Here is a 25,153-nt window from a genome sequence, read left to right as displayed (position 1 = left end):
TCTGGATGATGAGCGTACGGACGGAGGCAAGACCGGTATTCGAGGGGCGAGCTAGGGGCGCTTGTAGGCGCCGGGGCAAGTTCACTCGGTATGGCTGACTTGTCTATGACGAATGTCTCATCCCTTGAAGGCGTTTCACTGGCACACTACTGGCAAACACTCCTTGTGCATGCACCGCATCCTTTGTCAAGAGGATTGGTACGTAGAGAGGGCTATCACATGTTCTTAAAAACATGGCTCATTGAAACGCTGCAGATCCGTGGGTTATCCAGGCCCGACGGTCGATGGCTGTATGCGTATCGACTTGACGCCAAGGAGTATGAAGCCTTGAAACGTACCCTGAGCGAGGCGGTGGGTGCCTGCACGGTATCGGCGCTCTCCAAAAACCGTTTCTTCTGCGGGGCCTTCGTGCTTTACGCCTCCGAGTGGTGGCGCAGGGAATATGCCGGTGGCCCATGGCGGTGGGGGCCGATACTCGCGTCTGTCGGCATGAAGGAGGGCGTAATGTCCTCTCATGACCGAACCGAGGCAGTCTTGAATGGATTCGCCTATTGGGTGTTGCGGCCCGCGCGTGAGGGGAAGCGCTACTTCGGTTCGGTCGTCGTACACGGTGGCCTGCCGTTGAATGCGATTCGGCATGGAGGTGGCGCCAATCTTGGCTCGGTGATGGGGGCCGTGCTGCGCCAAGCCAGTCGATACCAATGGAGCGCAAAGCAGATTGCAGATGCCGTTGGTGAGCACGCCCACGCGCTTCCTGGAAGCCTGCGAGAGCCGGGGATCTATGAGCTTGTAGCGCAGATGGTGCTGACGGCACTACGTCTGAAAGCCGAGTTCAATCTGGATGGCGCTGCAGACCCTGTGGCATTGCTCGACTCGAAGCACCCGGCTTGGAAGAACGAGTTTCCGATTTCCGTCGATGACGCGTCGGCGCTGCAACTGCTTGTAGGGTTGGTTAAGGAGGCCAACCGTGCGGTGCTGAGTGATTACCGGGCGCCTTTCGTGGTGGACCGTGCGATTTTTTTGTCGGCGGAGGGTGTCTACGAACTCCAATCTTGGATCAACCACCCGACTTCCGTGGTGGGGGACGCACTGGCCGCGTTCGCAGGTCTGTCATCTGCAGATCAACTGCCCGGCCATTTCCACGTGGATGTGAGCGCCGGCGTGCGAACGCCCCTGACGGTTGCAAGAACGCTTCTGGGGGCCGCCACCCATACCATTGCGTTCGCCCCCCAGCGGCGGCGCTGGTCGGGCGAGACAGTTTGCCGCGAGCATCTCATTTATCTGAGAGGGCTTGCGGGTGACCTGCTCGATGGGCCGCTTTCCATTCCCGGAGGGGATGCCTTGGCCTCCGACGAGCCCTGGGTGTTCGCAATGCGTGACGATCTGTACCGATTGGTGGCCGCGGGGGATGCACGCGTGCCTGATCCAATGATATTGGTCGCCGTGAGCGACGGATGGTCGGTATGCACCGAATCCGCCGCCAGTGAATCGCCTACCACATTCGGTAGGCTGCGGATTGGAGGCGTTGAACGTGTTCTGATGCGCGCGAATGCCTCCGTACGGGTGGGGAACGGCGATGAATCATGGTACATCAGGGTGGGGCAGGTCTCGGGCCTCACCTCTCAATGGGTGCTCGAGGGGGCACGGGTGCCCTTGCAGACAAGTCCCTGGCCGGTTTTTCGTGGAATGCCGCAAGTCGTCGCCTACGGGGATGATGGTTCACGGTCGATCCTTTCCTCGAAGAGCTACAAAGTCTATCGTGCCGGCTCGAAGGAGGTCTTCCATCCCGCGGTATCGGCGGGACTGGTCGACTTGGTCATCGAGGAACAGGGGGAGCGCAGGGGACGGCTGCGCTTCGGCGTGCTCGACAGGCACTCCAAGGAGACCTACGTTTCAAGTGAAGACCCCGCGCGGGGATCCCTCGTCCTGTCTGGCTGGGGTGAGTTCAGTCTTGGCGGCGAAGCAAGCGGCATAGCGTTGACGGTAATGGGTCAGGGCCATGAACGCCGGGTCGAGTTGATTGCCTCCGATAAGCCACCGAGCCATGTCTCGGTACGTTTCAAGTGGCCTGGTAGCTGTTTCGAATTGAAGGCTCGCCTTCCCTTTCCCGCCTCGGGCGGACGTGCATTCGATGAATGTGACAATCCGATCGCGTCTGGAAGCACATTAACCCTGGCCAGTCTGATCGGAAAGAGGATTCGCGTGTTTGACTCGAATCCCAACCACCCCAAGAAGTATGAGATCGAGCTTCGCCTATCGTCGCAGCAAATCGGGGCCGTGGTTCCAAGCCTGAACTGGCCCGTGGCGCTCAAGCGCGGTACCGCAGAGCTGCGGTTGGCTGAGCACTATCGGGAGATCGAGTCGCTGCTCGGTTTCTCCGACGACTTGGATGCGGAAGTCACAATTATTCTGCGTGCTGGAGGCGTTCCGGTTTTGGAACTCCACGTGTCTCGCTATGAAACGAAGCTGGCCAGGCATATGCTGGGTCTTCGCCTTCCGGATGCGCTCGTCGCCAAACTGAGCGTGGATGAATTGCGCAAGGTGGAGGCGCTGGCTGTCCCGTTGTCAGACCCCGCCGCTGCACCGATCCGTCTTCCGCAACACTTGTCCGAAGGCGTTCCGACCGGATCGTGGGACGTTGCCGATCTTCCACTCACAGGGTCTCCCTGGTTGGTCTTTCCCGCTGAGACATCCCCCGTATTCTTTCGCCCTACCGTGGCGATCGGGGGCCATGGGGAGAGTGCCGTCGTCGGGGAGACTGCGCAGCACTGCGATCTTGCGCTTGCCATGCAACAGGGTGACGGCCACGCGCGCGCGATAAGAATCGAGGCGGTGCTGGAAACAATGGCTTTGGACTTCAACGCTTCGTCTTGGGAACTGTTGGACCAGATCTGGCTGACATTCAGGCGCTTGCCGTTGTGCAGCCTGGATGTATATCGCCAGATTGCGCGCCAGCCGGATATCGCGGTGGCGATGCTGTTCGCAAGCCGATTGCCGTCGGCCGATCTGCTCGAATTGGTAAGACGCTTGCGCGTTGAGCTCGGTCTGACGCTGGAAATCGCTCCTATTTCGGCCTGGCGAAAGGCGGTAGCGGCTTTGCGAGACTACTGGATCAAGAGCGCGGGCGAGGAGGTGGCATGCAGCTTGTTCGGTGTCGTCCTGGGCAAGCGTCTACGGGATTTGTCGGAGGAGCTGGCAAATCAGCGCCTGATTCTTGATATGTTGCTGTTCGAGGTCGGCGGTGATCCCAGTCCGCTCCTTGCGGATGTGGGCCGTTTCGTGGGGGCGGGCGCGGCACGTTACGGACAAGGTCTATGGTCTGGTGAGAACGCGCTGGTGATGCGCTATCTCTTGCGTGCACATGCCGATGATGAGAGATGGCCCGAGGTCTCGTTTGGAAACGAGAAGGCACTGCGCGCCCTGTTTGAAGCACTCGACCGGGACGTCCTGCAGACGATTAAGGGTAACGCATCGAATCTGTTTTGGCATGCTGGCGGCGATTTCAAGGAGTCCGTTGCCAACATGCCCGCTGTCTGCGCGCTCTGGGCCGCCTGCGACGCGAGTATCGATTGGTGGCGTAACCCGGCCCACCAGTATTCGCTTCGTACCATACGAGCCTTCGATCCCGTGTGGTTCGACGAGTGCTACCGGCAGAGCCTGGTCTCCTGCTTGGCCCTGGAACTGATCAAGCCAAGCGCTGCGATCCCTGGCAAGCGGGAGAGCGAATCCCATGCGCCGCGTAGTCTCGTGGTCCGTAGGGGAACCGTCGCAGCAGTCCGCAGCAAGAACAGGGTCGCCTCATGAAGAACACCTACTTCTCTGAACTGATTCCCGAACTGGCCGTGCGTGCGGCGCGTGCGACCGTTAGCCGTCTTGGGTTCTCCAGTACGCCATTGCGGGCGCATCTGACGGCGTTGTTTTCCGCCGGCTACGGTGAGCGAGGCTGCTTTCTTGGCGATCCGGTATTCGAGGCCACCTTCGGATGGAAGGAGGCGAACCGGACGCTCGCAGAATTGGCCCGGGACGGGCTTTTGTCAGCGGAACTCGTTCAAGCCCTCGACAGGCCTGGAAACGGCAAGTCTGACGCTTATCGTTTTCCGAAGGAGGCCCGTCCCTATCGCCATCAGCACCATGCCTGGGCGCTGTTGACGCAGGAGAGGCCGGCCTCTGTCGTGGTGACCAGTGGCACGGGCTCGGGTAAGACCGAGTGCTTCATGGTTCCGATTCTTGATCAATTGGTCCGGCATCGAGCGAAGCGGGGCGCCAAGCTTGTGGGCGTGGAGGCCCTGTTCCTCTATCCCCTCAATGCGTTGATTCAGAGCCAGCGAGAGCGCCTCAATGCTTGGACGGCAGCGTTTGGCGACCAAGTGCGTTATTGCCTCTATAACGGGCTGACACCCGAGAGGGCACGCCAGCATGAGCGAGACCAGGCGCCCAACGAGGTGATCGACCGACAGGACCTGCGGGCGTGCCCGCCGCCGATGCTCGTCACCAATGCGACCATGCTCGAGTACATGTTGGTGCGAGCGAAGGATGCCCCGATCCTTGAGGCATCCAAGGGGAAACTCCAGTGGATCGTGCTGGATGAGGCGCACACCTACATCGGCTCTCAGGCCGCTGAGCTTGCCCTGTTGCTGCGGCGGGTCCTGCATGCTTTCGACGTGCGTCCGGAGCAAGTTCGTTTCGTCGCGACGTCGGCGACCATCGGTGGCGCCGAAGCGCAAGCGCAGCTCCGCGAGTTTCTTGCCAAGATCGCAGGACAGCCGCTGGAGCAGGTGCATGTAGTCTCCGGTGAGCGGCAAATTCCGGAACTCGCCCCGGGCAACCCGGAGTACGCAACTGCGTCGCTGGAGACCCTGATGTCGCTTCCGGCCGAATCTGCCGAGCGGTTTGAGGCGCTGTGTGCCAATCAAACGGCGCGCAGGATTCGCGGGCGCTTTGTGGACCCCGGCAGCCGGGCGGTGAAACTGTCGGATGTCGGCGCGCTCCTCAAGCAAGCGCCAGGCGCCGATCAGTTGGCCGCGAGCATGACGGCATTGCGTTGGCTCGATTTGCTGACGAGCGCGGTTCGGTACGACAGGCAAAAAGGAGGGGCGCCCTTCCTGCCGCTTCGTTTGCACCTGTTTCACGACGTGCTCCAAGGCCTTTGGGCCTGCTCGGACCCGGCATGCAGTGCCAAGCACGGCAGCCTGCTTGATTCGTCCGAGTGGCCTTTTGGCATGGTGTTCGTCGAACCCCGAAAGCACTGCGATTGTGGCGCACCGGCATATGAACTGCGGTCGTGCAACGACTGCAATACCACGTATCTATGGGCCAGGCGTGTCGTCAGCGCAGACGGTCGGTATCGGCTCTTGCAAACGCTGGATCGCGGCACGGACGAGTTCGCACTAGATGTGGAGCCGGCGGACGAGGAGGAAGACCACGCCGAGCGGATTGTCGACTCATCGTCAGTCTTGATTGCAAACGGCCATATCGCGGGCACCGCAGAGATACTCGTAGACCGTGAAACGTTCGTAATGGACCCCTCCGACTGCAGCCGCGCGATCAAGCTTCGTGTGCGTGACGAGACGCCGGACGATGATGGCGATTTCGAGATGGTCTGCCCTGACTGCGGAGCCACGCACGGAGCTACACAGCGTTCGTTCAGACCGGCAATGCTTGGCGCTCCCTTCTTGCTGGGAGAGATCATTCCCACGCTGCTCGAGTTTTGTCCCGACATCGACACGAAGGATGACAGACCGCTGGAGCGCCCGATGCGCGGGCGCCGGATGATCAGTTTTACCGATAGCCGACAGGGCACGGCACGCATCGCAGCCCGGCTTCAGCAGGACTCGGAGAGAAATAGGATTCGTGGCTTGGTCTATCAGCGTGTCGTTACGGCTGGAGCCCAGGCCTCTTCAACGGTGGCATCGGACCTCCAGGACAAAATCGCAAGACAGAGGCAGTTGCTGAGTTTCGTGCCTGAGCATATGCAGGCGGAAGCCGCAGCCGCGGCAGGAATCGATGAGCTGGAGAAGCAACTCGCCCAACTGTCCGAGGCGAAACCCTTACCTTTTGCCGAGATCGTTAGCTGGCTGAGTACGAACGCCGCCGATGTGAAAGATTGGATGTACGACTACTACCAATCGCTTGATCCCGTCGAGTTCGGTTCGAACTCCGGCAGGGAGCGTCTTGGCACGGTCCTGTTGGCCAGGGAGGTCGCCCGCCGCCCGAAGCGTGTCAACAGCTTGGAAACCATGGGGTTGGTGCGAACGGCCTACCCCAAGCTCGATGCGAGGCAATCCATGCCGGTTCTGCCCGCCGGCGTGCCGCGCTTGAGCCTTGAGGACTGGAAAGCGTTCTTGAAGATCTGCCTCGATTTCCATGTGCGCGAAAACACCTTCGTGGCACTCCCCGACTCTTGGCGCAAATGGGGCGGACAGCGGCTATCCTCGAAACAGTTGCTGCCGCCGGACTCTACGGAAAAACAAACGAGTCGACTGAAGAAGTGGCCGCAGTGCGGCGATGGCCGTCGGCAAAGCCGGCTTGTTAGATTGCTGGCGTATGCCTTGAAGCTCGACCCGGCGTCCGCCATAGGGTACGACGCTATCAATGTCCTGCTACGCGCGGCGTGGGATGAGCTGTGCTCGATCGGCGTCCTTCAGAAAGGGGCGACGGGGCGTTATTTGTCACTCGAGGACATTGCCCTCGCGCCGATCTCCAAGGCATGGGTTTGTCCTGTGACCAGGAGAGTGCTTGACGTCACTTTCCGAGGGGTAACGCCTTATTTACCGGCGAAAGCGGTGTCTCCCAAAGTCGCCGAATGCAGGCCGATCGAGGTGCCGCAGTGTGAGTTGCTGCTGCGTGACTATGCCAACGAGCAAGAAAAACTGGCAGCGATTCGCGCATGGGTGAATGACAACCCGGTCATCGAGGAATTGCGGACCGAAGGGCTTTGGTCGGATCTGAATGATCGAATACTGGAGGGCGGTGCGTTCTTCAGGGCGGCTGAACACTCGGCACAACAGCCAGGAGCTCGGTTGGCGCAGTATGAATCACACTTCAAGAGCGGCCGGATCAACCTGCTCAGTTGTTCCACGACGATGGAAATGGGCGTAGACATCGGTGGCATTTCGGTTGTGGCCATGAATAACGTTCCGCCACATCCCGCAAATTACCTTCAGCGTGCGGGCCGTGCAGGCCGCCGGGCTGAGACGCGCTCGGTTGCGTTGTCGCTCTGCAAAAACAATCCGCATGACCAGAACGTACTGCGTGACACGCTATGGCCTTTCAAGGCCCAGCTACCCGCTCCGGTCGTGCTCCTGAGCAGCCCCATCATCATCCAGCGGCATATCAACTCGATGTTGTTGGGTGAGTTCATGCGTCGGGAAATCAGCAGCCAAGGATCGGCGGACAAGCTTAACCTCGAGTGGTGGCTGTTGCCAAAGGAGTCGGCGAGATATCTGCGCTTTTGTGCATGGACGACGTGCTTCGATGCCGCTGCGGAGCCTGGACTTGCTGGTGGCCTGCGTTCGCTGTTGCGCCATACGCCGTTCGAGGGGACGGCCTCGCTCGATCATCTATGCGCCAGGGCTGCTGAGATGGCGGAGGCGCATGCCGCAAGCTGGTACGGTGAATATGATGCAATCCAGATCGAACTGGCGCGGTTTGGCGATCCCGGTTCGAAAAGCGAGCCCGCATTCAAGGCCCTTACCCTCCAGCAAAAGCGCCTCACGGGGGAATACCTCCTTCGCGAGCTCGCAACGGAAGGGTTTCTGCCAGGTTATGGCTTTCCAACCGATATCTCTTCCTTCGAGACTTTGACGTGCGACGAGATCGAGCGCCAAAAAATCAAGGCTGAACGAGACCGCGATATGGGGCGGATCGACAACCGCATGCGGTCGCGTGATCTGCCAAGCCGTGACACGGTAACGGCACTGCGCGAGTACGCGCCTGGCTCGGAAGTGGTGATAGATGGATTGGTCTACCGTTCCGCGGGGATTACGCTCAACTGGCACGCTCCTGCGTCCAATGCGGACGTTTCGGAGATTCAGAGCATTCGAGACGCGTGGCGTTGTAAGACCTGCGGATCGAGTGGCACGAATGTGAGGGCGGCATACTTGGCCGACTGCCCCGACTGCGGCGCACCGCTTTCCGCGGAGCCGGACTGCCGCTTTACTTACCTGGAGCCTGCGGGGTTCTCCGTCGATCTGTACGGGTCTCCCCACAACGACGTGTCGACTCAGACCTTTATCCCCGTTGCGCCGCCTTGGGTCAACGCACAGGGGGAGTGGATCGCGCTGCCGAATCCAGCGCTGGGCATGTATCGAAGCAGCGCGGTGGGGATCGTTTTCAATTACACCGCAGGTACGAACGGCCAAGGGTTTGGCATTTGCCTAAGCTGCGGTCGCGCTGAGCCAATGAAAGAGGATGGAACGCTTTCTGATGTGTTCTACGATCATCGGACCGGAAAGACACAGGAACACAAGCGGCTGCGTGGGCGTCAAGGGGGGGACGATCCCATTTGCGAGGGCTCCTATAACGGGTTTGCGGTTATGCCGGCGCTGCGCCTCGGGCACGAGGCGCGTACCGACGTACTCGAGCTACTGCTGAGAGGGCTTGACGGCGAGTTGATCAACGAGCGCAAGGTAGGCTTCACGATAGCCGTTGCCGTCAGGAACGCTGTCGCACGGTTGCTTGGGATCGAGTCTGCAGAACTCGGGTGTGACACCAAACCGGTACGGATCGTCGGGGGCAGCATCGGTCTAGCGATTGTCGTATTCGATAAATGCGCATCGGGTTACAGTTCCTCTGTCTCGGGGAGGCTTCGGGATATCTTCGCGCTAGCGCGGGAGGAACTTGAGTGCTCGGCCGACTGTGCGGACGTCTGCCAGAGTTGCCTGCTGGATTTTGAGACGCGTTTCCGTGTCGATGACCTTGATCGCCATGCGGCGTTGGCATTCCTGAATGCTCGTTGGTGCAACGAATTCGGCTTGCCGCCGGATCGGGCCTTCTTTGGCCCGGCGGCGTCCTTTGCGGAACACCAGTCCCTCGCCGAGGCGGTGACAAGAGAGCTGGCCTATCCCGGGGGTTTGCCGGTCAGCATTTTCCTTTCGGGCGATCCCGCGGATTGGGACGTGGCCGGATCTCCGTTGAGGCGGTATGTCACGCGCTGGGCCTCTTCCGGAAACGAAGTCAAGGTCGTCATGCCGCCGGGGGCGCCTGCACAGCTCTCCCGCTCCGATGTGATGGCACTGAGCGCCATGAGCATGCTGGATGGGGTGTCCCTCTGGTCGGGTACTCCACCGGATGCGCAACTCAACGCCACCGTGCTTGCTGTGGTCGGGGGGGACGAGCATGCCGTTGCATGGGCGACCGATGTCCGCGCGGTGGGTATCCCTTCGGGGGCTGGGGGCGTTCGGAGGGTACGTTGATCACGCGGGGTAAGGTAAGCAGCCCTGGTGCCCTTGCTGAACGCGTTACCCTGGCACCACCGAGTCAAGAGGCCGGCACGCATCGCGTTGAATTTGCCGGTGAGCTGGACGGATCGATTAGAAACTTCGGTACGCGTCTGCTCGAGGTCATCGAGCGGGGGCTGGGTAGAGGCTTGATCCCCGACGCGGCGGAGGTCATCAGGGTTGAGTACAGCGACCGCTATCTCAATTCACCGCTGCCACTTGCCCTCTTCCTCGATTTCATCGGTGAAGTCCGTACGAAATATCGTGATTGCTGGTTGCGCGATGAACTGCGGTTGCGTGTAGCGTCGATGAGGGATCGGCCCGCCTTTCCTTTTCCACCAACCAAAGTTTGGCAGGACTGGACCAATGATCAGCAGCGTGATGCGACGCTCGCCGCAGCATGCGAATACGCTGGCTGGGAATTGGATCTAGCGTCAGTAGACAAGCGCGCCGCCCCGCACTCCCGCCGGCTGGATTTCTGCCTTCAGGGCGGCGGCGTGGTGAAGCTTTGGTTTGACCAAGGATTTGGATACTGGCATGTGCCGCGGGAGGGGGGTGGGCACTTTCGTTTCAGTGCGCCTCCCGAGCAGCAAGGGGAGAGTATTGCGTGTATGGCGGGACGCGTTCAGGGGCAAGGATATGAGACATACGTGTTTGTTGCCTAGGTTGCCCAACAAGGTGATTGATCCGGACTCCGTCAGCCCTTACGTGCCGGTGCGTGTATTCTGGCTGCGCCAATCTGCTCTGGTCCGTATGTTTATCGCCGATCATTTGCGCATGGTTGCGAACATTAGCGGCCCCCGTTTTTGATTGCCGCAGTAGGGGCGGGTAAATAACATAGGATAGCTGGCTATCCTGGCCCGCCGTTGCTGGCCTGGGTGCAACCAACCTCGACTCAAGATTCCACAATCCATGGCCAAAAAGGACGCGGGCGCAAGTACGCTCCTGGTCGGCGTCGCCATCGTCGTCGGCATCATTGCCGCGATTCCCAAGGAGGTCTGGGACGTTATCTTGGCCGTTGGCGTGGTGGCCCTGGTCTTCTGGACCGGCACGAAGGTGATAGGGGCGGAAAAAAGCCACCGCCCAGACCCATCGCCTCGCGGCCACCGCCCACGCCCCCACGAGCGGTGCGTGCATGCGCTGCGGTGGCGTGTGAGCCGCCGGATAAGGCGCCGGGACGCTAGCAACTGATGACTCACAGGGGCCGCGAGGGCGCCTGACGCAGGCTCAATACGCGCCATGAGCTCGCGCACCAACGAAGTGCAGACGAGTGGCATATTGGGTGTAATTGGATGTAGCATTGGAGGCAATGATTGCCATCCATTCCGTCCAAATCACGCCGGAAATCCTCAAGCTCATCGCCAGCATCGATGAGTTCAAGGGTGCCTGGCATGCCCTCGGCGCCCTGGCACCTGATCGGCTCTCCGCCTTGCGCCGAACGGCCATCATCGAGAGCGTCGGGGCATCCGCCCGTATCGAAGGCAACAGGCTGTCGAACCGGGAGGTCGAGCGCCTGCTGTCTACTCCCCGGATCAAATCCTGCTCGACACCCGATAAACAGGAGGTGGTCGGCTACGCTGAAGTCATGAAACGGGTGTTGTCGTCCTGGCAAGACCTCGCGCTGACCGAACACCAGATCAAGCAGTTGCACCGCGATCTGCTGACACACAGCGAGAAGGACGCCTGGCACCGCGGCAACTACAAGACCTCCAAGAACGGCGTGGCCGCCTGCGGTGAAGACGGCAAGCCGTTGGCTGTGGTGTTCGAAACCGCCTCCCCCTTCGACACGCCACGCCTGTTGGCCGAACTGGTCATGTGGTTCAACGAAGAACGCGACGCCGCACGATTCCACCCCCTGCTGCTCATCGGCATCTGGGGGGCGGTCTTTCTGGCGATCCACCCCTTCCAGGACGGCAACGGCCGACTCAGCCGCGTGCTGACGACCTTGCTGCTGTTGCAGGCCGGCTATGCCCACGTGCCCTACAGCTCCCTCGAAAGCGTGATCGAGCAGAGTAAGGAGGCTTACTACCTGGCGCTGCGGCAAACGCAAGCAACCATCCGCACGGAATCGCCGAACTGGCAGCCCTGGCTGCTTTTCTTTCTACGGGCACTGGCGGAGCAGGTTCGTCGCCTTCAGCGCAAGGTGGAGCACGAGAAGGCCGTACTCGCGGCGCTGCCCGAACTCTCGCTGCAGATCGTCGAGTTCGCGCGGGAGCATGGGCGCATCACCATGGGCGATGCGATCAGGCTGACGGCGGGCAACCGCAACACGCTCAAACAGCATTTCCGTGTTTTGGTGGGACGTGGGCATCTCCTGCAGCACGGAGCTGGCCGGGGTGTCTGGTACGAGTTCGCATAGTCATCCGATGTGCCGCGTGGTAACCAACACGAAGAACGAACGGACAAATAGGGGGTAGAAATGCAGCAGAATATCCGCTCGAACTTCGACATGCTGAAGGCTTACGAGCCTCAATTGTGGCGCCTTGGTGCGCTGGCCGAACGATATTTTGCTGAAGACCCCAACACTAGCCTGCTCAAGCTCAGGCAGTTCGCGGAACTGCTGGCGCAGTCGCTGGCCGCTCGTGGCGGGCTGTTCGCCACGCAAGAGGAAAGTCAGTATGAGCTGATCCGTCGGCTATCGAGCGAAAATCTGCTCCCTCGCGAGATCAAGCAAGTCTTTGATCAAATTCGTGTCACGGGCAACGCCGCCAACCATGCGCTGGCAGGTGACCATGCCAAGGCGCTGGCGACGCTCAAGCTGTCCTGGCAATTGAGTCTCTGGTTTCATCGTACCTTCAAGCAGCCTGAATACCGGTCAGGCCCATTTGTGCCGCCTGCCCCTCCTGAAAATGAGTCACAGGAGTTGCAGCAGGAATTGGCCAAGCTGCGGCAGGCAGCCTCGGAATATCAGACCAAGCATGAGCAAGCCACTTCGGCGCTGGAAGCGGTACAAACGCAACTGACTGCCCTCAGTGAAGAACGCGACGTATGGGAACAGATCGCTACCGAGTCTGACCGGGCCAAGGCCGAACTGGCCGTGCAATTGGCGAACTTGCAGACTCTGGCCCTGGCTGCACCTTCTGGCAGCTTGGCCAGCCTGGTCGCCTCCGCCAACAAGGCTGCCACGCTGGTCGAACTGGATGAGTCACAAACCCGCCGCATCATCGACGCGCAATTGCGTCAGGCTGGCTGGGAAGCCGACACCGAGACGCTTCGATACAGCCGAGGGGCTCGCCCGGTGAAAGGGCGCAATCTGGCCATCGCCGAATGGCCATGCGACGGCTACTCGGCCGACTATGCCCTGTTCCAAGGTCTGGTGCCCATGGCGGTGGTCGAAGCCAAGCGTGCCAGCAAGGATGTCTCGGCGGATCTCCAGCAGAGCAAACGCTACAGCCGTAGCTTCTCGCCCAGTGTGGAAACGCAGCTGCATGCGCGGAACTGGGGCGCCCAAGCGGAGTTCCGCGTTCCCTTCGTGTTTGCCACCAATGGCCGTCCCTACCTTCGGCAACTGGCCACCAAGAGCGGTATCTGGTTCTGCGATCTTCGTCTTCCTCAGAATCGCAGCACGGCCCTGGATGGCTGGTACTCGCCAGAAGGCCTGCAAGCACTCCTGCGCCAGGATGAGAGCAGGGCCCATGCAGCGCTGGACAACACGCCTTTCGATTACGGCTTCCCGCTGCGTTACTACCAGCAAGAGGCCATCCGGGAAACGGAAATCCGGATCGCCCAAGGCCAGCGCGACATCCTGCTGGCCATGGCGACGGGCACCGGCAAGACCAAGACCTGCATCGCACTCATCTATCGTTTGCTGAAGGCCCAGCGCTTTCGCCGCATTCTCTTTCTGGTGGATCGATCCGCCCTGGGAGAGCAGGCGGCCAACGCCTTCAAGGACACACGCATGGAGCGTCTGCAAACCTTTGCCGACACCTTCGGCATCAAGGAACTGGACGTTCAAGCGCCTGACGCCGATACGGCCGTGCACATCGCTACCGTTCAGGGCATGATGCGGCGCGTGTTGTTTCCGGCCGAAGGCGTGGCTCCACCGACGGTGGACCAGTATGACTGCATCGTCATCGATGAATGCCACCGCGGCTACACGCTCGACCGCGAAATGTCGGACACGGAACTCAGTTTCCGGGGCTTTGACGACTACATTTCCAAGTATCGCCGAGTGCTGGACTACTTCGATGCCGTCAAGATCGGCCTGACCGCCACGCCCGCGCTGCATACCACCGAAATCTTCGGTCCCCCTGCTTACAGCTACAGCTACCGCGAGGCGGTGGTAGACGGCTACCTGGTCGATTACGAGCCCCCTATTCAGATTCACACACAACTCACCGAACAAGGCATGACCTGGAAGGTCGGTGAAGAGGTCAAGGTCTATAACGCCCAGCTCAGTCAAATCGACCTGTTTAAGGCGCCGGATGAAATCACGCTCAAGGTCGAAGACTTCAATCGCAAGGTGATCACGCGACCGTTCAACGAGGCGGTGTGCAGTTATCTGGCCCAGGAAATTGACCCCAGCGGGCGGCGTAAGACCTTGATTTTCTGCGTCAGCAGTGACCATGCCGACATGGTGGTGGATGTGCTCAAGGCCGCGCTCGAAACCCAGTATGGCAGCGTGGAAGACGATGCCGTCATCAAGATCACCGGCAATGCCGACAAGCCGCTGGAACTGATCCGCCGCTTCAAAAACGAGCGCCTGCCCAATGTCGCAGTCACCGTCGATCTGCTCACCACTGGGATCGATGTTCCGGAGATCTGCAACCTAGTGTTCCTGCGGCAGGTCAACAGCCGCATCCTGTTCGACCAGATGCTTGGCCGCGCCACGCGTCTGTGCGAGTTCGACGGTGAGGCCAAGGACACCTTCCGGGTCTTCGATGCCGTGCGCATTTTCGAAGCCATCGGCAACATGACCGAGATGAAGCCCGTAGTGGTCAACCCGAAGATCTCGTTCAAGCAGCTCGAGCACGAGCTCACCCAAGTGCAATCGGACGAGGCGCGTGAACTGCTGCGCGAACAATTCCTGGCCAAGCTGCAGGTCAAGAAACGCCACCTCAAGGGACAGGCGGCCCAGGACTTCGAGACCAAGGCCGGCATGAGCCCGGATGCCTTCATCAAAAAGCTCAAGGCATTGAGCTTGGCCGAGGTCGCCGCATGGTTCACCCAGAACCCCGATCTTGGCGAAATCCTCGACCGCCAATCCGCGGGCAATGGCCAGCCTGTGTACGTGTCCGATCACCCAGATGAATTCCTGCGTGCCGAGCGCGGCTACGGCAAGGCCAGCAAGCCGCAAGACTATCTGGATGAATTCAAGGCCTTCATCAACAGCCATGGCAACGAGCTGCCAGCTTTGATCACTGTGCTGACCAAGCCGCGAGACCTCACACGCAAGCAACTCAAGGAATTGATCCTCGCACTGGATCAGGCCGGCTTCAGCGAAGCACGTCTGGCCACCGCCTGGCGCGAGATGAGCAATCAGGACATCGCTGCCCGCATCGTCGGCTACATTCGCCAGGCGGCGCTGGGTGACGCCTTGCTACCCTACAGCGAACGCGTGGATCACGCGCTGCAGGCGCTGCTCGCCAATCCGCCCGGCGGCAAACCTTGGACCAACCCGCAGCGCGACTGGCTCAAGCGCATCGCCGCGCAGACCAAGGCCAATCTGTTGGTGGATCGCGAAGCGCTGGACGATCCCGACCTGCTCTTCAAGCGCGAAGGCGGCGGCTTCACCCGCCTGGACAAACTCTTCAACGGTCAGCTCCAGCCCGTGCTGGATGCTTTCAACGATGCACTCTGGGCGCAGCCTGCCCAAAGTGCCTGATACGGAAACCTCATGGCAAGAACCCCGCAAGTCGCACACGACATCGGCGCCAAACTCTGGTCGCTGTGCCATGTGCTGCGTGACGATGGTGTCACCTATCACCAATATCTGAGTGAACTGACCTATCTGCTCTTTCTCAAGATGATGAAAGAGACAGGCCAAGAAAACCGGCTCAAGGTCTGGAAGCCCATTGAACGCAAAAAGGGCGCGCCCAAGGTCGAGCAGGACGGCATCCGCTGGGACGATTTGTTGAATGCCCCCGCGCCGGACCGCCTGGATATCTACAAGGAAATGCTGCTGGACTACGGCTTGCACGGTCAGGGCTCGGTCTTGCAGATCTACGCCAACGCCAATACCTTCATTACCAAGCCCGCCACACTCAGCAAGCTGGTGACCGACATCGACGCGCTCGACTGGTACAGCGTACAGCGCGACGATCTCGGCGACCTGTACGAAGACCTGCTGGAACGCAATGCCACCGAGAAGAAGAGTGGGGCAGGCCAATACTTCACCCCCCGCCATCTGATCGACAGCATCGTGGCCGTGATGAAGCCGCAGTTGCGCGACGTGATCCAGGATCCGGCGGCGGGTACCTGCGGTTTCCTGATCGCGGCCAACAACTACTTGCGTGCCACCAACGATTTCGACAGCCTGGACGAAGCCGCCCAGCGCCGCTACCGCCACGGCACTTTCCATGGCATGGAGCTGGTGCAGGATACGCACCGCCTGGCCTTGATGAACATGCTGCTGCACGGCATCGAGGGCGGCGTGGCCTATGGAGACACCCTGGGCGAAGAAGGCACACGGCTTCCTGCCGCCACGCTCATCCTCTCCAACCCGCCTTTTGGCACCAAGAAAGGTGGCGGCCTGCCCACGCGCACCGACCTCACCTTCGAGACCAGCAACAAGCAGTTCGCCTTTCTGCAGCATATCTACCGCAACCTGGCACCGGGCGGCCGCGCGGCCGTGGTGCTACCCGACAACGTGCTGTTCGAAAGCAATGTAGGCACCAGCATCCGCCGCGACCTGATGGACAAGTGCAACCTGCACACCATCCTGCGCCTGCCCACGGGCATCTTCTACGCTCAGGGCGTCAAGACCAACGTGCTCTTCTTCTCCAAGGGTGAAAAGACCGACAAGGGCAACACCAAAGAAGTGTGGGTGTACGACATGCGTGCCAACATGCCTCAGTTCGGCAAGCGCACCCCGTTCACACGCGACTACTTCCGCACTCCGGCCGATGCATCGGCCAGCGTGCCGCGCGACAAGTTTGAAGACGTATTCGGCCCCGATCCCAAAGGTGGCCTGGAGGCGCTGGCGCAGCGTGTGGACACGGGCGAAACCGGCCGCTGGCGCAAGTTCACCCGCGAGCAGATCGCCACGCGCGGCGACAATCTGGATCTGGCCTGGCTCAAGGACGACAGTGCCGACACCGCGCAGCAGCAGGGCGAAGAACCCGCCATGCTGGCCCGCCTGGCCATGCGCGAGATGCAGGCCGCGCTGGCCGAGCTGCGCGCCTTGGTGGAAGCGCTGGGCGAAGATCCAGACGCCGAACTGGAAGAACTGCTACCGGACGACGCGGCAAGCCCTGACGCCGAAGACACCGCACAGGGAACGCCGGCATGAGCCAAGTGCCTGCGATCACTGCGGCCGGCAGCCTGCACGCCGAGCTGCGTGCACTCATCGCCAGCAGCCGCCAGCGTCTGGCCGGCGCCGTGAATGCGGAGCTGACGCGCCTGTACTGGACCATTGGGCAGCGGCTGGATGCCGAGGTACTGGGTGGCGAACGAGCCAGCTACGGCACCGCGTTGCTCGATCAGTGCGTAATTCACCCCAATACCACCACGCAATCTGACCCAAACCCTACCAGCCATTCCGGTTGAAACCCACCATAACTTCCACTCGAAACCCTACCAATCGTTCCACTCCAAAGTCGGCCATCGCTTCCAAAGTAAACCCGCCACGGGGCGGGTCGATGTTGGTTGATGCGAGGATCAGGCGTTGGCCAGCTTCTTGCTGCGTTGCTTCCGCATAGACTCCCCTTTGAGCTCAAGGCGATATGACCCGCTTACCAACCTGTCCAGAATCGCATCGGCGACGGTGGGGTTGCCGCCGCTCAAGTAGTCATGCCATCGGTCCACTGGCAACTGGCTCGTTATCAATGTTGAACGCGTACCATTTCTGCACTCAATTACCTCAAGCAAGTCATTCCGTCCCACGGCGTTCATAGCTGCCATTCCAAAGTCGTCAAGGATCAAAAGATCAACCTTGGCCAACTGCTGCAGCCGTCTGCGGAAGCTTCCGTCGCCGTGTGATACAGCCAAGTCCTCAACCAGCAGTGGTAGGCGCTGGAAATTCACCGACAATCCGTGTCGGCATGCTTGGTTGCCCACTGCGCAGGCAAGCCAAGTTTTGCCCCCGCCGGTGGGGCCGGTGATAATCAAGTTGTGTCCGTGTCGGATCCAGTTACATAGTGCTAGCGACGCGATTTCAGAGCGCTCAAGCCCACGCCCAGGCCGATAGTCAATGTCCTCGACACAGGCGCTTTCGCGTAGCTTGGCAAGCTGCAACAGACGCTGAAGTCGACGATTCTCACGCCAGGTAACCTCTTGGTCGACTAAGAGACCGAGCCGCTCCTCGAAGCTCAGCGGGCCAGTCATCGTGCTGGAGAGTTGTTCCTCGAAGCCCTTGGCCATCCCAAATAGCTTCATTTCGTTTAATTTCCGGAGAGTCTCGTTTGTCATCATGATTCTATCTCTGCAGTTCAGTGGTAATAGCCAGACCCGCGTACATTGGGGTGATGGAAAGCGGCCTCTTGGATGTCCTTCTCGGGCACTTTCTGGCGATCCAGACCTGTATTTAGAATGGAGCGTACACTGGTGAGCGACCGGGCGCCGATGTCCAGAGCGCGACTACAGGCAGCCTCTAGGCGCTCAGCTCCATACTCTTTTTCTATCCTTTTTAATGCACCTGCAGCGCGGTAGCCTTGCTCCTTGACTTTGATGCCAACGAGCAATTGTCCAAGGAATTCCTTTGTTTTCGAGCCGACGGTGGCCGCCCACGCCAGTTCTTGATCAGCAGCCCACATTCCAAAATAGCGATCATTAGGGCGCAGGTGCTGCGGGTCGATCACAGGGTCCTTACTGGCCGTGCGCTCGTGGCTTGCAACACGTCGGCCTTGATGGAGAACCTCAATGAGGTTGGCCGTGATGCGTAGTTCGACCGGTTTTCGGCATAACCTGTAGGGCACGCTATAGAAACTGCCATCGACGTCGAAGCAGCCATCTAGTCCGACCACCACCTTGCGAAACTCGGTGTACTCGAAGGCTGTTGTCGGCAGCGCCTTGAGGGCCGGACTGTCAATAGCCTCAAACTGGCTGCGCCGTGATCCAGAGATCTTCTGAAATGGCCGGTCATTCAGATCGTCGAGTAGTGCGATGATTGCTGCGTTGAGTTCTGCAAGCGATGAGAACACTCGTTTGCGCAGCCGGAATAGGATCCAGCGCTCAACCACGAGCACTGCATTCTCGACCTTCGCCTTATCCTTCGGCTTACGCGCTCTTGCTGGGATAATCAGTAGCCCATAGTGGTCAGCCAAGTGCTGATAGATCGGATGAAGTTTTGGTTCGCTGCGGCTCGCCTTGGTCACCGCCGATTTCAAGTTATCGCAAACGATGACCTCGGGTGCGCCACCGAAAAATTCAAGCATCCGCACGTGCGCTGAGATCCAATCGGGTATCTGCTGGCTCCAGTGCGCCTCGGCGTACGTATAATTTGATGCGCCAAGGATCCCTACAAAGATCTGGGCGTTTAGGACCTCGCCTGTTTCCGGATTCCGAATGCCGATTGTCGGTCCCGCATAATCGACGAACACCCGCTCACCGGCGATGTGAACTTGCCTCAAGTACCCCTTAAGCCCCTTTGTCCAGTCCCGGTAACGTTCACAAAACAAGCTGTAGCCGATCCCGTTTGGCTGGTCCGCTAGGAACTCTTCATGCAAGACCTGGAGTGTCGCGCCCTTGCGCTTCATCTCCTGATGGATCACCGACCAATCTGGCTCAGGCTTTCTGTGAAGATTGACGGCAAGAGGTGGAAATAAGCGGTCCTCAAGCTGAGCATCATCGAGATCAGGCGGCAGCGGCCACGTGAGCCCTGCGGCGGCTGCCCGAGTCAAGTAGTCAGTGACTACATCTCTGCTAAGCCCGAGGCTCCTGGAAATGCTCCGCCGGCTCACGCCGGCGTCGAGGGCAAGTCGTAACACCTGCCGTATTTTGCGCATGGCAATTCTCCTGTTGGCCATGATGATGTCCGCCACGCAAGCGCATAAGCGGCTGTTTCTCCAGGTAATGCCACCCCGTGCCACCCCTTGGGTGGCAACGAGATTGGCTATTGGAAACAAGGATGAAAGGCCGCCAGCCTTGACAGGCCAGCCAGAGGAATCGCAGAATCTATGCGCAGCAGTTGCATAGAAGTTCTGAAAGGGTCTGGAGTTCGCGCTCCAGGCCCTTTTGCTTTTCCTAGCCTCGAATCTGCTCGAGCGTCAGTTCATCAGGGCACCTCCCCATCAGAGTTAGTCTCGGGGATCAGCGCTCGCCGTGCCGGCACGCGTGGCTTGAAACGGTAGCGCTCCGGCCAGAGGTCCTCTACTCGCATCTCGAGCAGATCGGCGATATAGCTCGCTACGCCGTGGGCCGTAGCACGGTTATGGATGACATTACTGACGACCCCCTGACGAACTCCGAGCTCGCGCGCTATCTGGCTCTGGGTCTTCCCGAGACGTTTTAGGCGGTAAGAGATATCGATGGCATCCATCGGGCAGGCCGTGACAGGCCACCCGCGACCGGAGTAACCTATCATTAATAGTTAGCGCATATATACGCGATAGCGACAAATATACTCCTACTGAGAATTGATAGGCAACACATGGCTGCACCTACTTCCGATGGCCTTGATGGTCTCGGCGCGCGTCTGTCGCTCGCCATTCTTCATCTCGCGATCAGTCAGTCCGAGTTTGCTCGCCAGGTGGGTGCGTCGCCGGGCTTCATAAGCGACGTCGTGCGTGGTGTGAAGAGACCCGGAGCAGAATTCCTCTTCGGCATCAAGCAGACGTTCGGGATCAGCACCGACTGGTTGTTATCGGGGGACGGGACGATGCTCGGGGGGCTGGTATCAATCTGGACCTGCTGCGCGCCATCCGCCTTCAGGTTGCGGTGGCCCGTGCCGCGGTGGTGGATGACAACCCGACAGCCAAGGCTTTGCTGCTATTGATCCGGGATGGCCGACTGGAGGAGGCAACTGCCGATCCCACACTGGGCGCCTTCCTCGATCAGCTTTGCGCTAGCGGTGACGACTTCGAGTTGGTCACGGAACTATATAACGGTCACCTGTGGACAACTGACCCGGCTGCTCAGCAACGCAACCTGCTGGCTGCGGCCGTAGCCCATTTCGAAGCGCGCAAGCCAATAGACAAGATCGCCTCGCTAGCCAAGGCCTCCGGCGCCACTATCCAGATCAATATAGGCACCAACCAGCGCAATGCTGGCAGAGATCATCACGGGCGCTGACGAGTTACGGAAAACGATGTTCAACCCTGGCATGGAGAATCCCGCATGAAGCCCGCACAAGACGCCCCAAAAATGCAACTCAACCTGGCGAAGCTCCAACGCAATGCGGGACGCGACTACAACGAGTACTTCATGCCACGGAACATCAGGATGGTGCTCGCGACGACCTCCGAAGAGGAACTGGATGATATCGCCGAGAGCAACGGCAGAATGTTCCGCTACCGTTTTGGATTCGAGGCAACGCCACCTGTTCGCCAGCAGGTGATCGAACTGCGCGAGAAGTATGAACTGTCAGATGGCGACATTCGGTGGCTCAAGCGTGCTGGCCACCTCCGTATCTCGCGGATGGGTGTAACTATTGATCCCAGCCGTTTGATGCCGATAGCTGGCTGGATTCAGATCACTTTGTTCAGCATTCTCTGCGTCGGGATGATCTTCCAGGTAGCCTTTTCCGGAGCGCCAGAATGGAAGCAGGGGCTGGGACAGACGCTTGTCGCGATACTTTGGTTTGCGGGTGCTTCGCTTCTTTTCAAGTGCCATATCGCTCCATGGAACACGTTGAAGCGATCAGGCGCGATCGAGTTCCGTCCAGCCCCCAGGGAGTAACGGCAAGGGCCCTATCCGAATGAGGTGGCCCTGCAAAACAGGCGTTGACCAAGATCCAGTCGCGGCACGACTTCGTCCGTCAGGATGGCGTACCACTCGTCGCTCGTAGCCGAATGTGGCGACTGGATGCGAAGCCGGAAGAATGGCATCCCGAGCAGGCGGAATATCGCGTCCTTCATCTCGTCGCGTAGGCGAATCTTGGGTTGATCGTGGTAGCTGCTGTCCAACTCGAACGCTGCGACTGGGCTGCCCTCATCCGGCAAAACAAGAAGGGCGTCGATACGGCAATGCTTACCGTACGACCACACCTTTTCTCCAAGCGGCTTGCGCAGACTCGAAAGCTCAGCGACCTGATCGAGAGGATAATTTGGAAGAGCCAGGAGTGCCGGAAAGCGCAACGACAGCGCCTTCAGAAAGGCACGCTCTTGTTCGCTGCGGAAAATCGACTTACGCATCCCCAAAGTCTCGGCTGCAGTACGAGGCGTAAACTCCATGAAGGTGCTCTGGACGAAGCGACGTACTTCGATAATTGGGCCTTTCAGGTTCTCGGTTCGCGCGCTGCGAACAGGCTCGCGGGGTTGTGCGCGAGAAAGACGGTTCTCGAGCAAGCGAAGGCGTTCACCAAGCAACTTGAGGGCCTTGGACTGCAGGCGTGTCGCCAAATCGAGAACAACACTGCAGGGAACGAGTAGCGCCCCATCGAGTAGAAGTGCTTCATAGCCACTCAAGAGATGTTCTGGTGGCTCGGCCTCCTCCTCAAGAAGTAGGCAAAGTGCCTCACCCCCAAGCGCCTTGACGTAGTTGTCCCCGCTCGCAAGGGCAAGGAGGCTGGGAGTCTTGAAGGCAGACAGGAAGGCCTCATGCTCTCGCTTGTGCAGGTGATCGCGTAACTGCTTGATCGGCAATCCGCTGTATTTCGAGCCCACAGTCTGGTCACGTCTGATTGTCTGAGAACAGATAGTAGGGTTCGGCGCGCCGATTGTCACTCATAGCGCGTGGCCCCATAGGATGCTGGTACCTAGCATCGGCCGAAATCACTCATTCGGCCTCAATTGGACTCCCACGACCCCAGAATTCTCTTCGGCCGGCATTTGGCCAGCCTGCGCAGGCAGCGTGGCTGGTCACAGGAGTCTCTCGCGCTGGAGAGCGGGCTGGCTCGGAGCTACCTCGGCGGAGTCGAGCGCGGCCAACGCAACATCGCTCTGGTGAACATCTGCAGGCTGGCTCAAGCTCTTGGGCTGCCGCCCTCAGAGTTGCTGAACTTCACCATTCCCGAATAGCCAGATCGAACCTTCGGGTGAGCCGAGTCAGTCTGCGGGCTGAGGTTGCACTGGGCCATGAACGGATTGGGTCCCGTGAAGACATCTCTCCCGCATCCGGTGACCGACTCCCGTGTTCGAGTTCTTCGTCGGCCGCCGCTGCGAGCGCGGATCGGCCGTTGCTTCTTCAAACCGACTTTCAACGATCTTCCCAGATTTCAGCAGCGCTTGAACGCCTGCGTTCGAGCGTGATAGGGTACCGTGGCGCGCCGCTTCGGCGCACGTGACTTCTGTCCGTTTCGCCCTGCTGGAGTCGGTCAATGCAAGAACAAGAGCCCTGGGTCTCTGTGGATGAAGTTGCTAGGCATCTCGGGATCGCCAAGGACACGGTCTATCGCTGGATCGAGTCGAAGTCCCTCCCTGCGCATCGCGTGGGTCGCCTGTGGAAGTTCAAGATCTCGCAGGTCGATGCCTGGATTGAGGCAGGCGGAGCGGCAGAGCCTGACGACAAGGAGATCGAGTGAGTACGGCCAGCCACAACATCGACTTCGATCGCCTGCTTCGGCTGCGACTCGTCGTCGCGCGCTATGGCGAAATGGATGCAGCGCGTTGGTGGAACACGGGCGACTCCGCACGGCGCACCGCTCTGCTTGGGCGCGCAGGTTCCGTCCTGATGAGCCGCGGTTTCCCGCGAACGCATCGCTTTGCTCAGGCCCGGCTTGTCTTTGAAGTTGCGCGAGCGCGCTGTGCAGAGGTCTTTGACCCTCCGGGGTGCGTCACGCTCTGGAATCTACCGCCGGCGATCGAGGATCAGTTCGATGCTCGTTGGGCCCGATGGCTGGAGGACCGGGCGGACTGGGCGGACTTCTTCGCGTCCATCGAATCTGCACCGAACGAGCTGCTAGAGACCATCCAGGCGCTTGGTCTGGCAAGTGAGAACGAGCTTGAAGCTGTCTCGAAGTTGCGCAGGTCTGCCGAGGGGCGAGCGGTGCCATTGCCCGGCGTTCATGTGGTGACCGATGCTCTGATTACCCAGCTTGCAGCCGGCTTCTCTCGCGGAGAACCGGGCAAACTGGCTGTGCCTTACGCACGGATGGATGACTGATGGGTGGCAGCCGCGCGTCAGTCGTCTCCTCGTTCACGATTATCAAGGGCTCCTTGATTGACGAGACGTACACGGTTTTCCGGGGCTGGGACTTCTCTCAGTCACCAGAGAAGAATCTCGATTTCGTGCGGCGGACGAACTCGGTGGGCGCGAAGAGTGCGAGTTGGCTCGTCGACATCTACAAGGTTCTGCATCGACGTTTCGATCCAGAGGGCCGGGATCGGATTCTGGTTGAGCTCGCTCAGCGCGGGTGCCCACTTGAGCTCTGGAAGCCACTGCTCCTCTGGCACATGACACGCGATGAATTTCTTCTTCGTGACTTTCTCGTTGAATGGCTCTACGAACGCTTCGCTCAAGGTGTCCTGCGTGTTCGAGCTGACGATCTGTGGCCGTATCTCCGTGGTCTCCACGAAAAGGGTCTCGTAGCAGAGCCTTGGAAGGAAAGCACGTTGAAGAGGGTGTCGTCAGAGCTACTCCGCATCGCGGTCGATTTTGGCCTCATGCGCGGCACGGTGACGCGCGAGTTCGCCTCATACCGCCTTCCCGACGAGTCCTTTCTCTATCTACTTCACGCGATGATCGACTTGCAGCCAAATGCAAACCAGGTTGTGCACAGCACGGATTGGCGGATGTTCTTGATGGACGCGGGCGACGTCGAGCGTGAGCTGTTCCGTCTCCATCAGTTTCGCCGGGTTCACTACGAGGTCGCCGGTTCGCTTGCGCAGCTCAAGCTGCCATTCAACTCCGTCAGCGACTACGCACGGGAGATGGTTGCATGAGCGACTGGAAGCAACGCCTCACGAGGGACCTCGAACCGGTGCTACGCGAAATGGATCCGAGGGCGCGCATCAGTGCGTACCACAACATGCCCTACGCCATCTTCCATTACCCCCCGGAAGAGGAAATCCCGCTGCGAGCCGAGTTGGCCATGCTCACCACGCGCTTGGAACAAATCGGCAAGCGTGTCACGACGATATCGTTGGCTGAATGCTTGGCGGATGCCCTCGCAGCCGAGGGGCTGACAACGGCGCGCATCGCAAATGCCGAAAAGCGTACCGGCACCGAGAAAATGACGGACACCATCCATAAGGTGATCAGCGAGCGTCGGCCCCTGGACGATCTGGTTGCGGCCCGGATGCCACAGGAGGCGGACCCCCTCCGTGACGTCGTGTTCATCGTGCGTGCCGGCTCGCTATTTCCGTTTTACCGAACGTCCTCCTTGCTCGAACAGCTCAAGGGGAAGCTAGACGTGCCTGCAGTGCTTTTCTACCCGGGTGAGCTCGACGGGGTGGCTGGCCTGAAGTTCATGGGCGTGCTGGACGCGGACCATAACTACCGACCGAAGATCTTCTAGGAGT

The 25,153-nt window shown here is 59.8% G+C and carries 19 protein-coding genes; 15 read left to right on the top strand and 4 right to left on the bottom strand.

Annotated features, from left to right (window positions below):
• Positions 1 to 219: 219 nt before the first annotated feature.
• From CCZ27_RS19625 to CCZ27_RS23720, 7 genes are all read left to right on the top strand, one after another.
• The gene (locus tag CCZ27_RS19625) at positions 220 to 3,804 is read left to right on the top strand and encodes an STY4851/ECs_5259 family protein (RefSeq protein ID WP_157748649.1); all 3,585 of its coding nucleotides are present in this window, start codon (positions 220 to 222) and stop codon (positions 3,802 to 3,804) included.
• Entirely contained in the window at positions 3,801 to 9,413 is a 5,613-nt protein-coding gene (locus CCZ27_RS19620) for a DEAD/DEAH box helicase family protein (RefSeq protein ID WP_232516471.1), read from the top strand. Before CCZ27_RS19625 ends, CCZ27_RS19620 begins: the two co-directional genes overlap by 4 nt.
• Positions 9,410 to 10,102: a hypothetical protein gene (locus CCZ27_RS24415; RefSeq protein ID WP_232516470.1), complete on the top strand. Its 693-nt coding sequence runs from the start codon at positions 9,410 to 9,412 to the stop codon at positions 10,100 to 10,102. The genes CCZ27_RS19620 and CCZ27_RS24415 overlap by 4 nt, the downstream gene beginning before the upstream one ends.
• Before the next feature lie 644 nt (positions 10,103 to 10,746).
• Positions 10,747 to 11,796: a Fic family protein gene (locus CCZ27_RS19610; RefSeq protein ID WP_096451009.1), complete on the top strand. Its 1,050-nt coding sequence runs from the start codon at positions 10,747 to 10,749 to the stop codon at positions 11,794 to 11,796.
• A gap of 60 nt (positions 11,797 to 11,856) precedes the next feature.
• Entirely contained in the window at positions 11,857 to 15,261 is a 3,405-nt protein-coding gene (gene hsdR, locus CCZ27_RS19605; RefSeq protein ID WP_096451007.1) for a type I restriction-modification system endonuclease, read from the top strand.
• 12 nt (positions 15,262 to 15,273) lie between these two features.
• Positions 15,274 to 16,887, top strand: coding sequence for a class I SAM-dependent DNA methyltransferase (locus tag CCZ27_RS19600; protein WP_096451005.1), 1,614 nt, complete (start codon positions 15,274 to 15,276; stop codon positions 16,885 to 16,887).
• A complete protein-coding gene (locus tag CCZ27_RS23720) occupies positions 16,884 to 17,144 on the top strand; it encodes a DUF1016 N-terminal domain-containing protein (protein ID WP_157748648.1) in 261 nt (86 codons plus the stop codon). Before CCZ27_RS19600 ends, CCZ27_RS23720 begins: the two co-directional genes overlap by 4 nt.
• 111 nt (positions 17,145 to 17,255) lie before the next feature.
• Here CCZ27_RS23720 and istB read toward each other — a convergent pair whose 3' ends face one another.
• From istB to CCZ27_RS19585, 3 genes are all read right to left on the bottom strand, one after another.
• Positions 17,256 to 18,008 (bottom strand): IS21-like element helper ATPase IstB, encoded by a 753-nt coding sequence (gene istB / locus CCZ27_RS19595; RefSeq protein WP_096451003.1) that lies wholly within the window; start codon positions 18,006 to 18,008, stop codon positions 17,256 to 17,258.
• A gap of 17 nt (positions 18,009 to 18,025) precedes the next feature.
• Complete coding sequence (gene istA, locus CCZ27_RS19590; protein ID WP_198363197.1) at positions 18,026 to 19,576, bottom strand: IS21 family transposase; 1,551 nt, start codon at positions 19,574 to 19,576, stop codon at positions 18,026 to 18,028.
• Between the two features lie 233 nt (positions 19,577 to 19,809).
• Positions 19,810 to 20,073, bottom strand: a complete 264-nt coding sequence (locus CCZ27_RS19585) for a helix-turn-helix domain-containing protein (protein ID WP_157748647.1) — start codon at positions 20,071 to 20,073, stop codon at positions 19,810 to 19,812.
• Between the two features lie 111 nt (positions 20,074 to 20,184).
• Here CCZ27_RS19585 and CCZ27_RS24785 point away from each other — a divergent pair, with 111 nt between their 5' ends.
• Genes CCZ27_RS24785 through CCZ27_RS19575 form a run of 3 tightly spaced genes read left to right on the top strand, consistent with a single transcriptional unit; the run spans position 20,185 to position 21,431 of the window.
• Positions 20,185 to 20,529, top strand: a complete 345-nt coding sequence (locus tag CCZ27_RS24785) for a helix-turn-helix domain-containing protein (RefSeq protein WP_198363196.1) — start codon at positions 20,185 to 20,187, stop codon at positions 20,527 to 20,529.
• A complete protein-coding gene (locus CCZ27_RS24070) occupies positions 20,490 to 20,825 on the top strand; it encodes a hypothetical protein (RefSeq protein WP_198363195.1) in 336 nt (111 codons plus the stop codon). Before CCZ27_RS24785 ends, CCZ27_RS24070 begins: the two co-directional genes overlap by 40 nt.
• Positions 20,826 to 20,870: 45 nt before the next feature.
• Positions 20,871 to 21,431, top strand: a complete 561-nt coding sequence (locus CCZ27_RS19575) for a hypothetical protein (RefSeq protein WP_157748646.1) — start codon at positions 20,871 to 20,873, stop codon at positions 21,429 to 21,431.
• Positions 21,432 to 21,442: 11 nt separating this feature from the next.
• Here the strand turns inward: CCZ27_RS19575 and CCZ27_RS19570 are convergent, their stop codons facing one another.
• Positions 21,443 to 22,336, bottom strand: a complete 894-nt coding sequence (locus CCZ27_RS19570) for a DUF2726 domain-containing protein (RefSeq protein ID WP_157748645.1) — start codon at positions 22,334 to 22,336, stop codon at positions 21,443 to 21,445.
• Between the two features lie 147 nt (positions 22,337 to 22,483).
• Here CCZ27_RS19570 and CCZ27_RS19565 point away from each other — a divergent pair, with 147 nt between their 5' ends.
• The 5 genes from CCZ27_RS19565 to CCZ27_RS19545 all read left to right on the top strand — a co-directional run bounded on the left by CCZ27_RS19565 (position 22,484) and on the right by CCZ27_RS19545 (position 25,149).
• Positions 22,484 to 22,711, top strand: coding sequence for a helix-turn-helix domain-containing protein (locus tag CCZ27_RS19565; protein WP_096450995.1), 228 nt, complete (start codon positions 22,484 to 22,486; stop codon positions 22,709 to 22,711).
• A gap of 299 nt (positions 22,712 to 23,010) precedes the next feature.
• A complete protein-coding gene (locus CCZ27_RS19560) occupies positions 23,011 to 23,214 on the top strand; it encodes a helix-turn-helix domain-containing protein (RefSeq protein ID WP_096450993.1) in 204 nt (67 codons plus the stop codon).
• The gene (locus tag CCZ27_RS19555) at positions 23,211 to 23,795 is read left to right on the top strand and encodes a BrxE family protein (protein ID WP_096450991.1); all 585 of its coding nucleotides are present in this window, start codon (positions 23,211 to 23,213) and stop codon (positions 23,793 to 23,795) included. The genes CCZ27_RS19560 and CCZ27_RS19555 overlap by 4 nt, the downstream gene beginning before the upstream one ends.
• The gene (locus CCZ27_RS19550; RefSeq protein ID WP_198363194.1) at positions 23,795 to 24,574 is read left to right on the top strand and encodes a BrxA family protein; all 780 of its coding nucleotides are present in this window, start codon (positions 23,795 to 23,797) and stop codon (positions 24,572 to 24,574) included. Before CCZ27_RS19555 ends, CCZ27_RS19550 begins: the two co-directional genes overlap by 1 nt.
• Positions 24,571 to 25,149, top strand: coding sequence for a BREX protein BrxB domain-containing protein (locus CCZ27_RS19545; protein WP_096450987.1), 579 nt, complete (start codon positions 24,571 to 24,573; stop codon positions 25,147 to 25,149). Before CCZ27_RS19550 ends, CCZ27_RS19545 begins: the two co-directional genes overlap by 4 nt.
• The last annotated feature ends 4 nt before the right edge of the window (positions 25,150 to 25,153 follow it).

The sequence above is a fragment of the Thauera sp. K11 genome (genome assembly GCF_002354895.1).
Classification (GTDB): domain Bacteria; phylum Pseudomonadota; class Gammaproteobacteria; order Burkholderiales; family Rhodocyclaceae; genus Thauera; species Thauera sinica.
This window is presented reverse-complemented; position numbering and strand designations above follow the sequence as displayed.

What these genes read in the sequence shown, in the direction of transcription:
- CCZ27_RS19600 (WP_096451005.1), top strand. Translation starts at nt 15,274, where the DNA reads ATGGCAAGAACCCCGCAAGTCGCACACGACATCGGCGCCAAACTCTGG.
- CCZ27_RS23720 (WP_157748648.1), top strand. Translation starts at nt 16,884, where the DNA reads ATGAGCCAAGTGCCTGCGATCACTGCGGCCGGCAGCCTGCACGCCGAG.
- CCZ27_RS19620 (WP_232516471.1), top strand. Translation starts at nt 3,801, where the DNA reads ATGAAGAACACCTACTTCTCTGAACTGATTCCCGAACTGGCCGTGCGT.
- hsdR (WP_096451007.1), top strand. Translation starts at nt 11,857, where the DNA reads ATGCAGCAGAATATCCGCTCGAACTTCGACATGCTGAAGGCTTACGAG.
- CCZ27_RS24785 (WP_198363196.1), top strand. Translation starts at nt 20,185, where the DNA reads ATGGCTGCACCTACTTCCGATGGCCTTGATGGTCTCGGCGCGCGTCTG.
- CCZ27_RS19610 (WP_096451009.1), top strand. Translation starts at nt 10,747, where the DNA reads ATGATTGCCATCCATTCCGTCCAAATCACGCCGGAAATCCTCAAGCTC.
- CCZ27_RS19560 (WP_096450993.1), top strand. Translation starts at nt 23,011, where the DNA reads ATGCAAGAACAAGAGCCCTGGGTCTCTGTGGATGAAGTTGCTAGGCAT.
- CCZ27_RS19550 (WP_198363194.1), top strand. Translation starts at nt 23,795, where the DNA reads ATGGGTGGCAGCCGCGCGTCAGTCGTCTCCTCGTTCACGATTATCAAG.
- CCZ27_RS19585 (WP_157748647.1), bottom strand. Translation starts at nt 20,073, where the DNA reads ATGGATGCCATCGATATCTCTTACCGCCTAAAACGTCTCGGGAAGACC.
- istB (WP_096451003.1), bottom strand. Translation starts at nt 18,008, where the DNA reads ATGATGACAAACGAGACTCTCCGGAAATTAAACGAAATGAAGCTATTT.
- CCZ27_RS19625 (WP_157748649.1), top strand. Translation starts at nt 220, where the DNA reads ATGTTCTTAAAAACATGGCTCATTGAAACGCTGCAGATCCGTGGGTTA.
- CCZ27_RS19575 (WP_157748646.1), top strand. Translation starts at nt 20,871, where the DNA reads ATGAAGCCCGCACAAGACGCCCCAAAAATGCAACTCAACCTGGCGAAG.
- CCZ27_RS19545 (WP_096450987.1), top strand. Translation starts at nt 24,571, where the DNA reads ATGAGCGACTGGAAGCAACGCCTCACGAGGGACCTCGAACCGGTGCTA.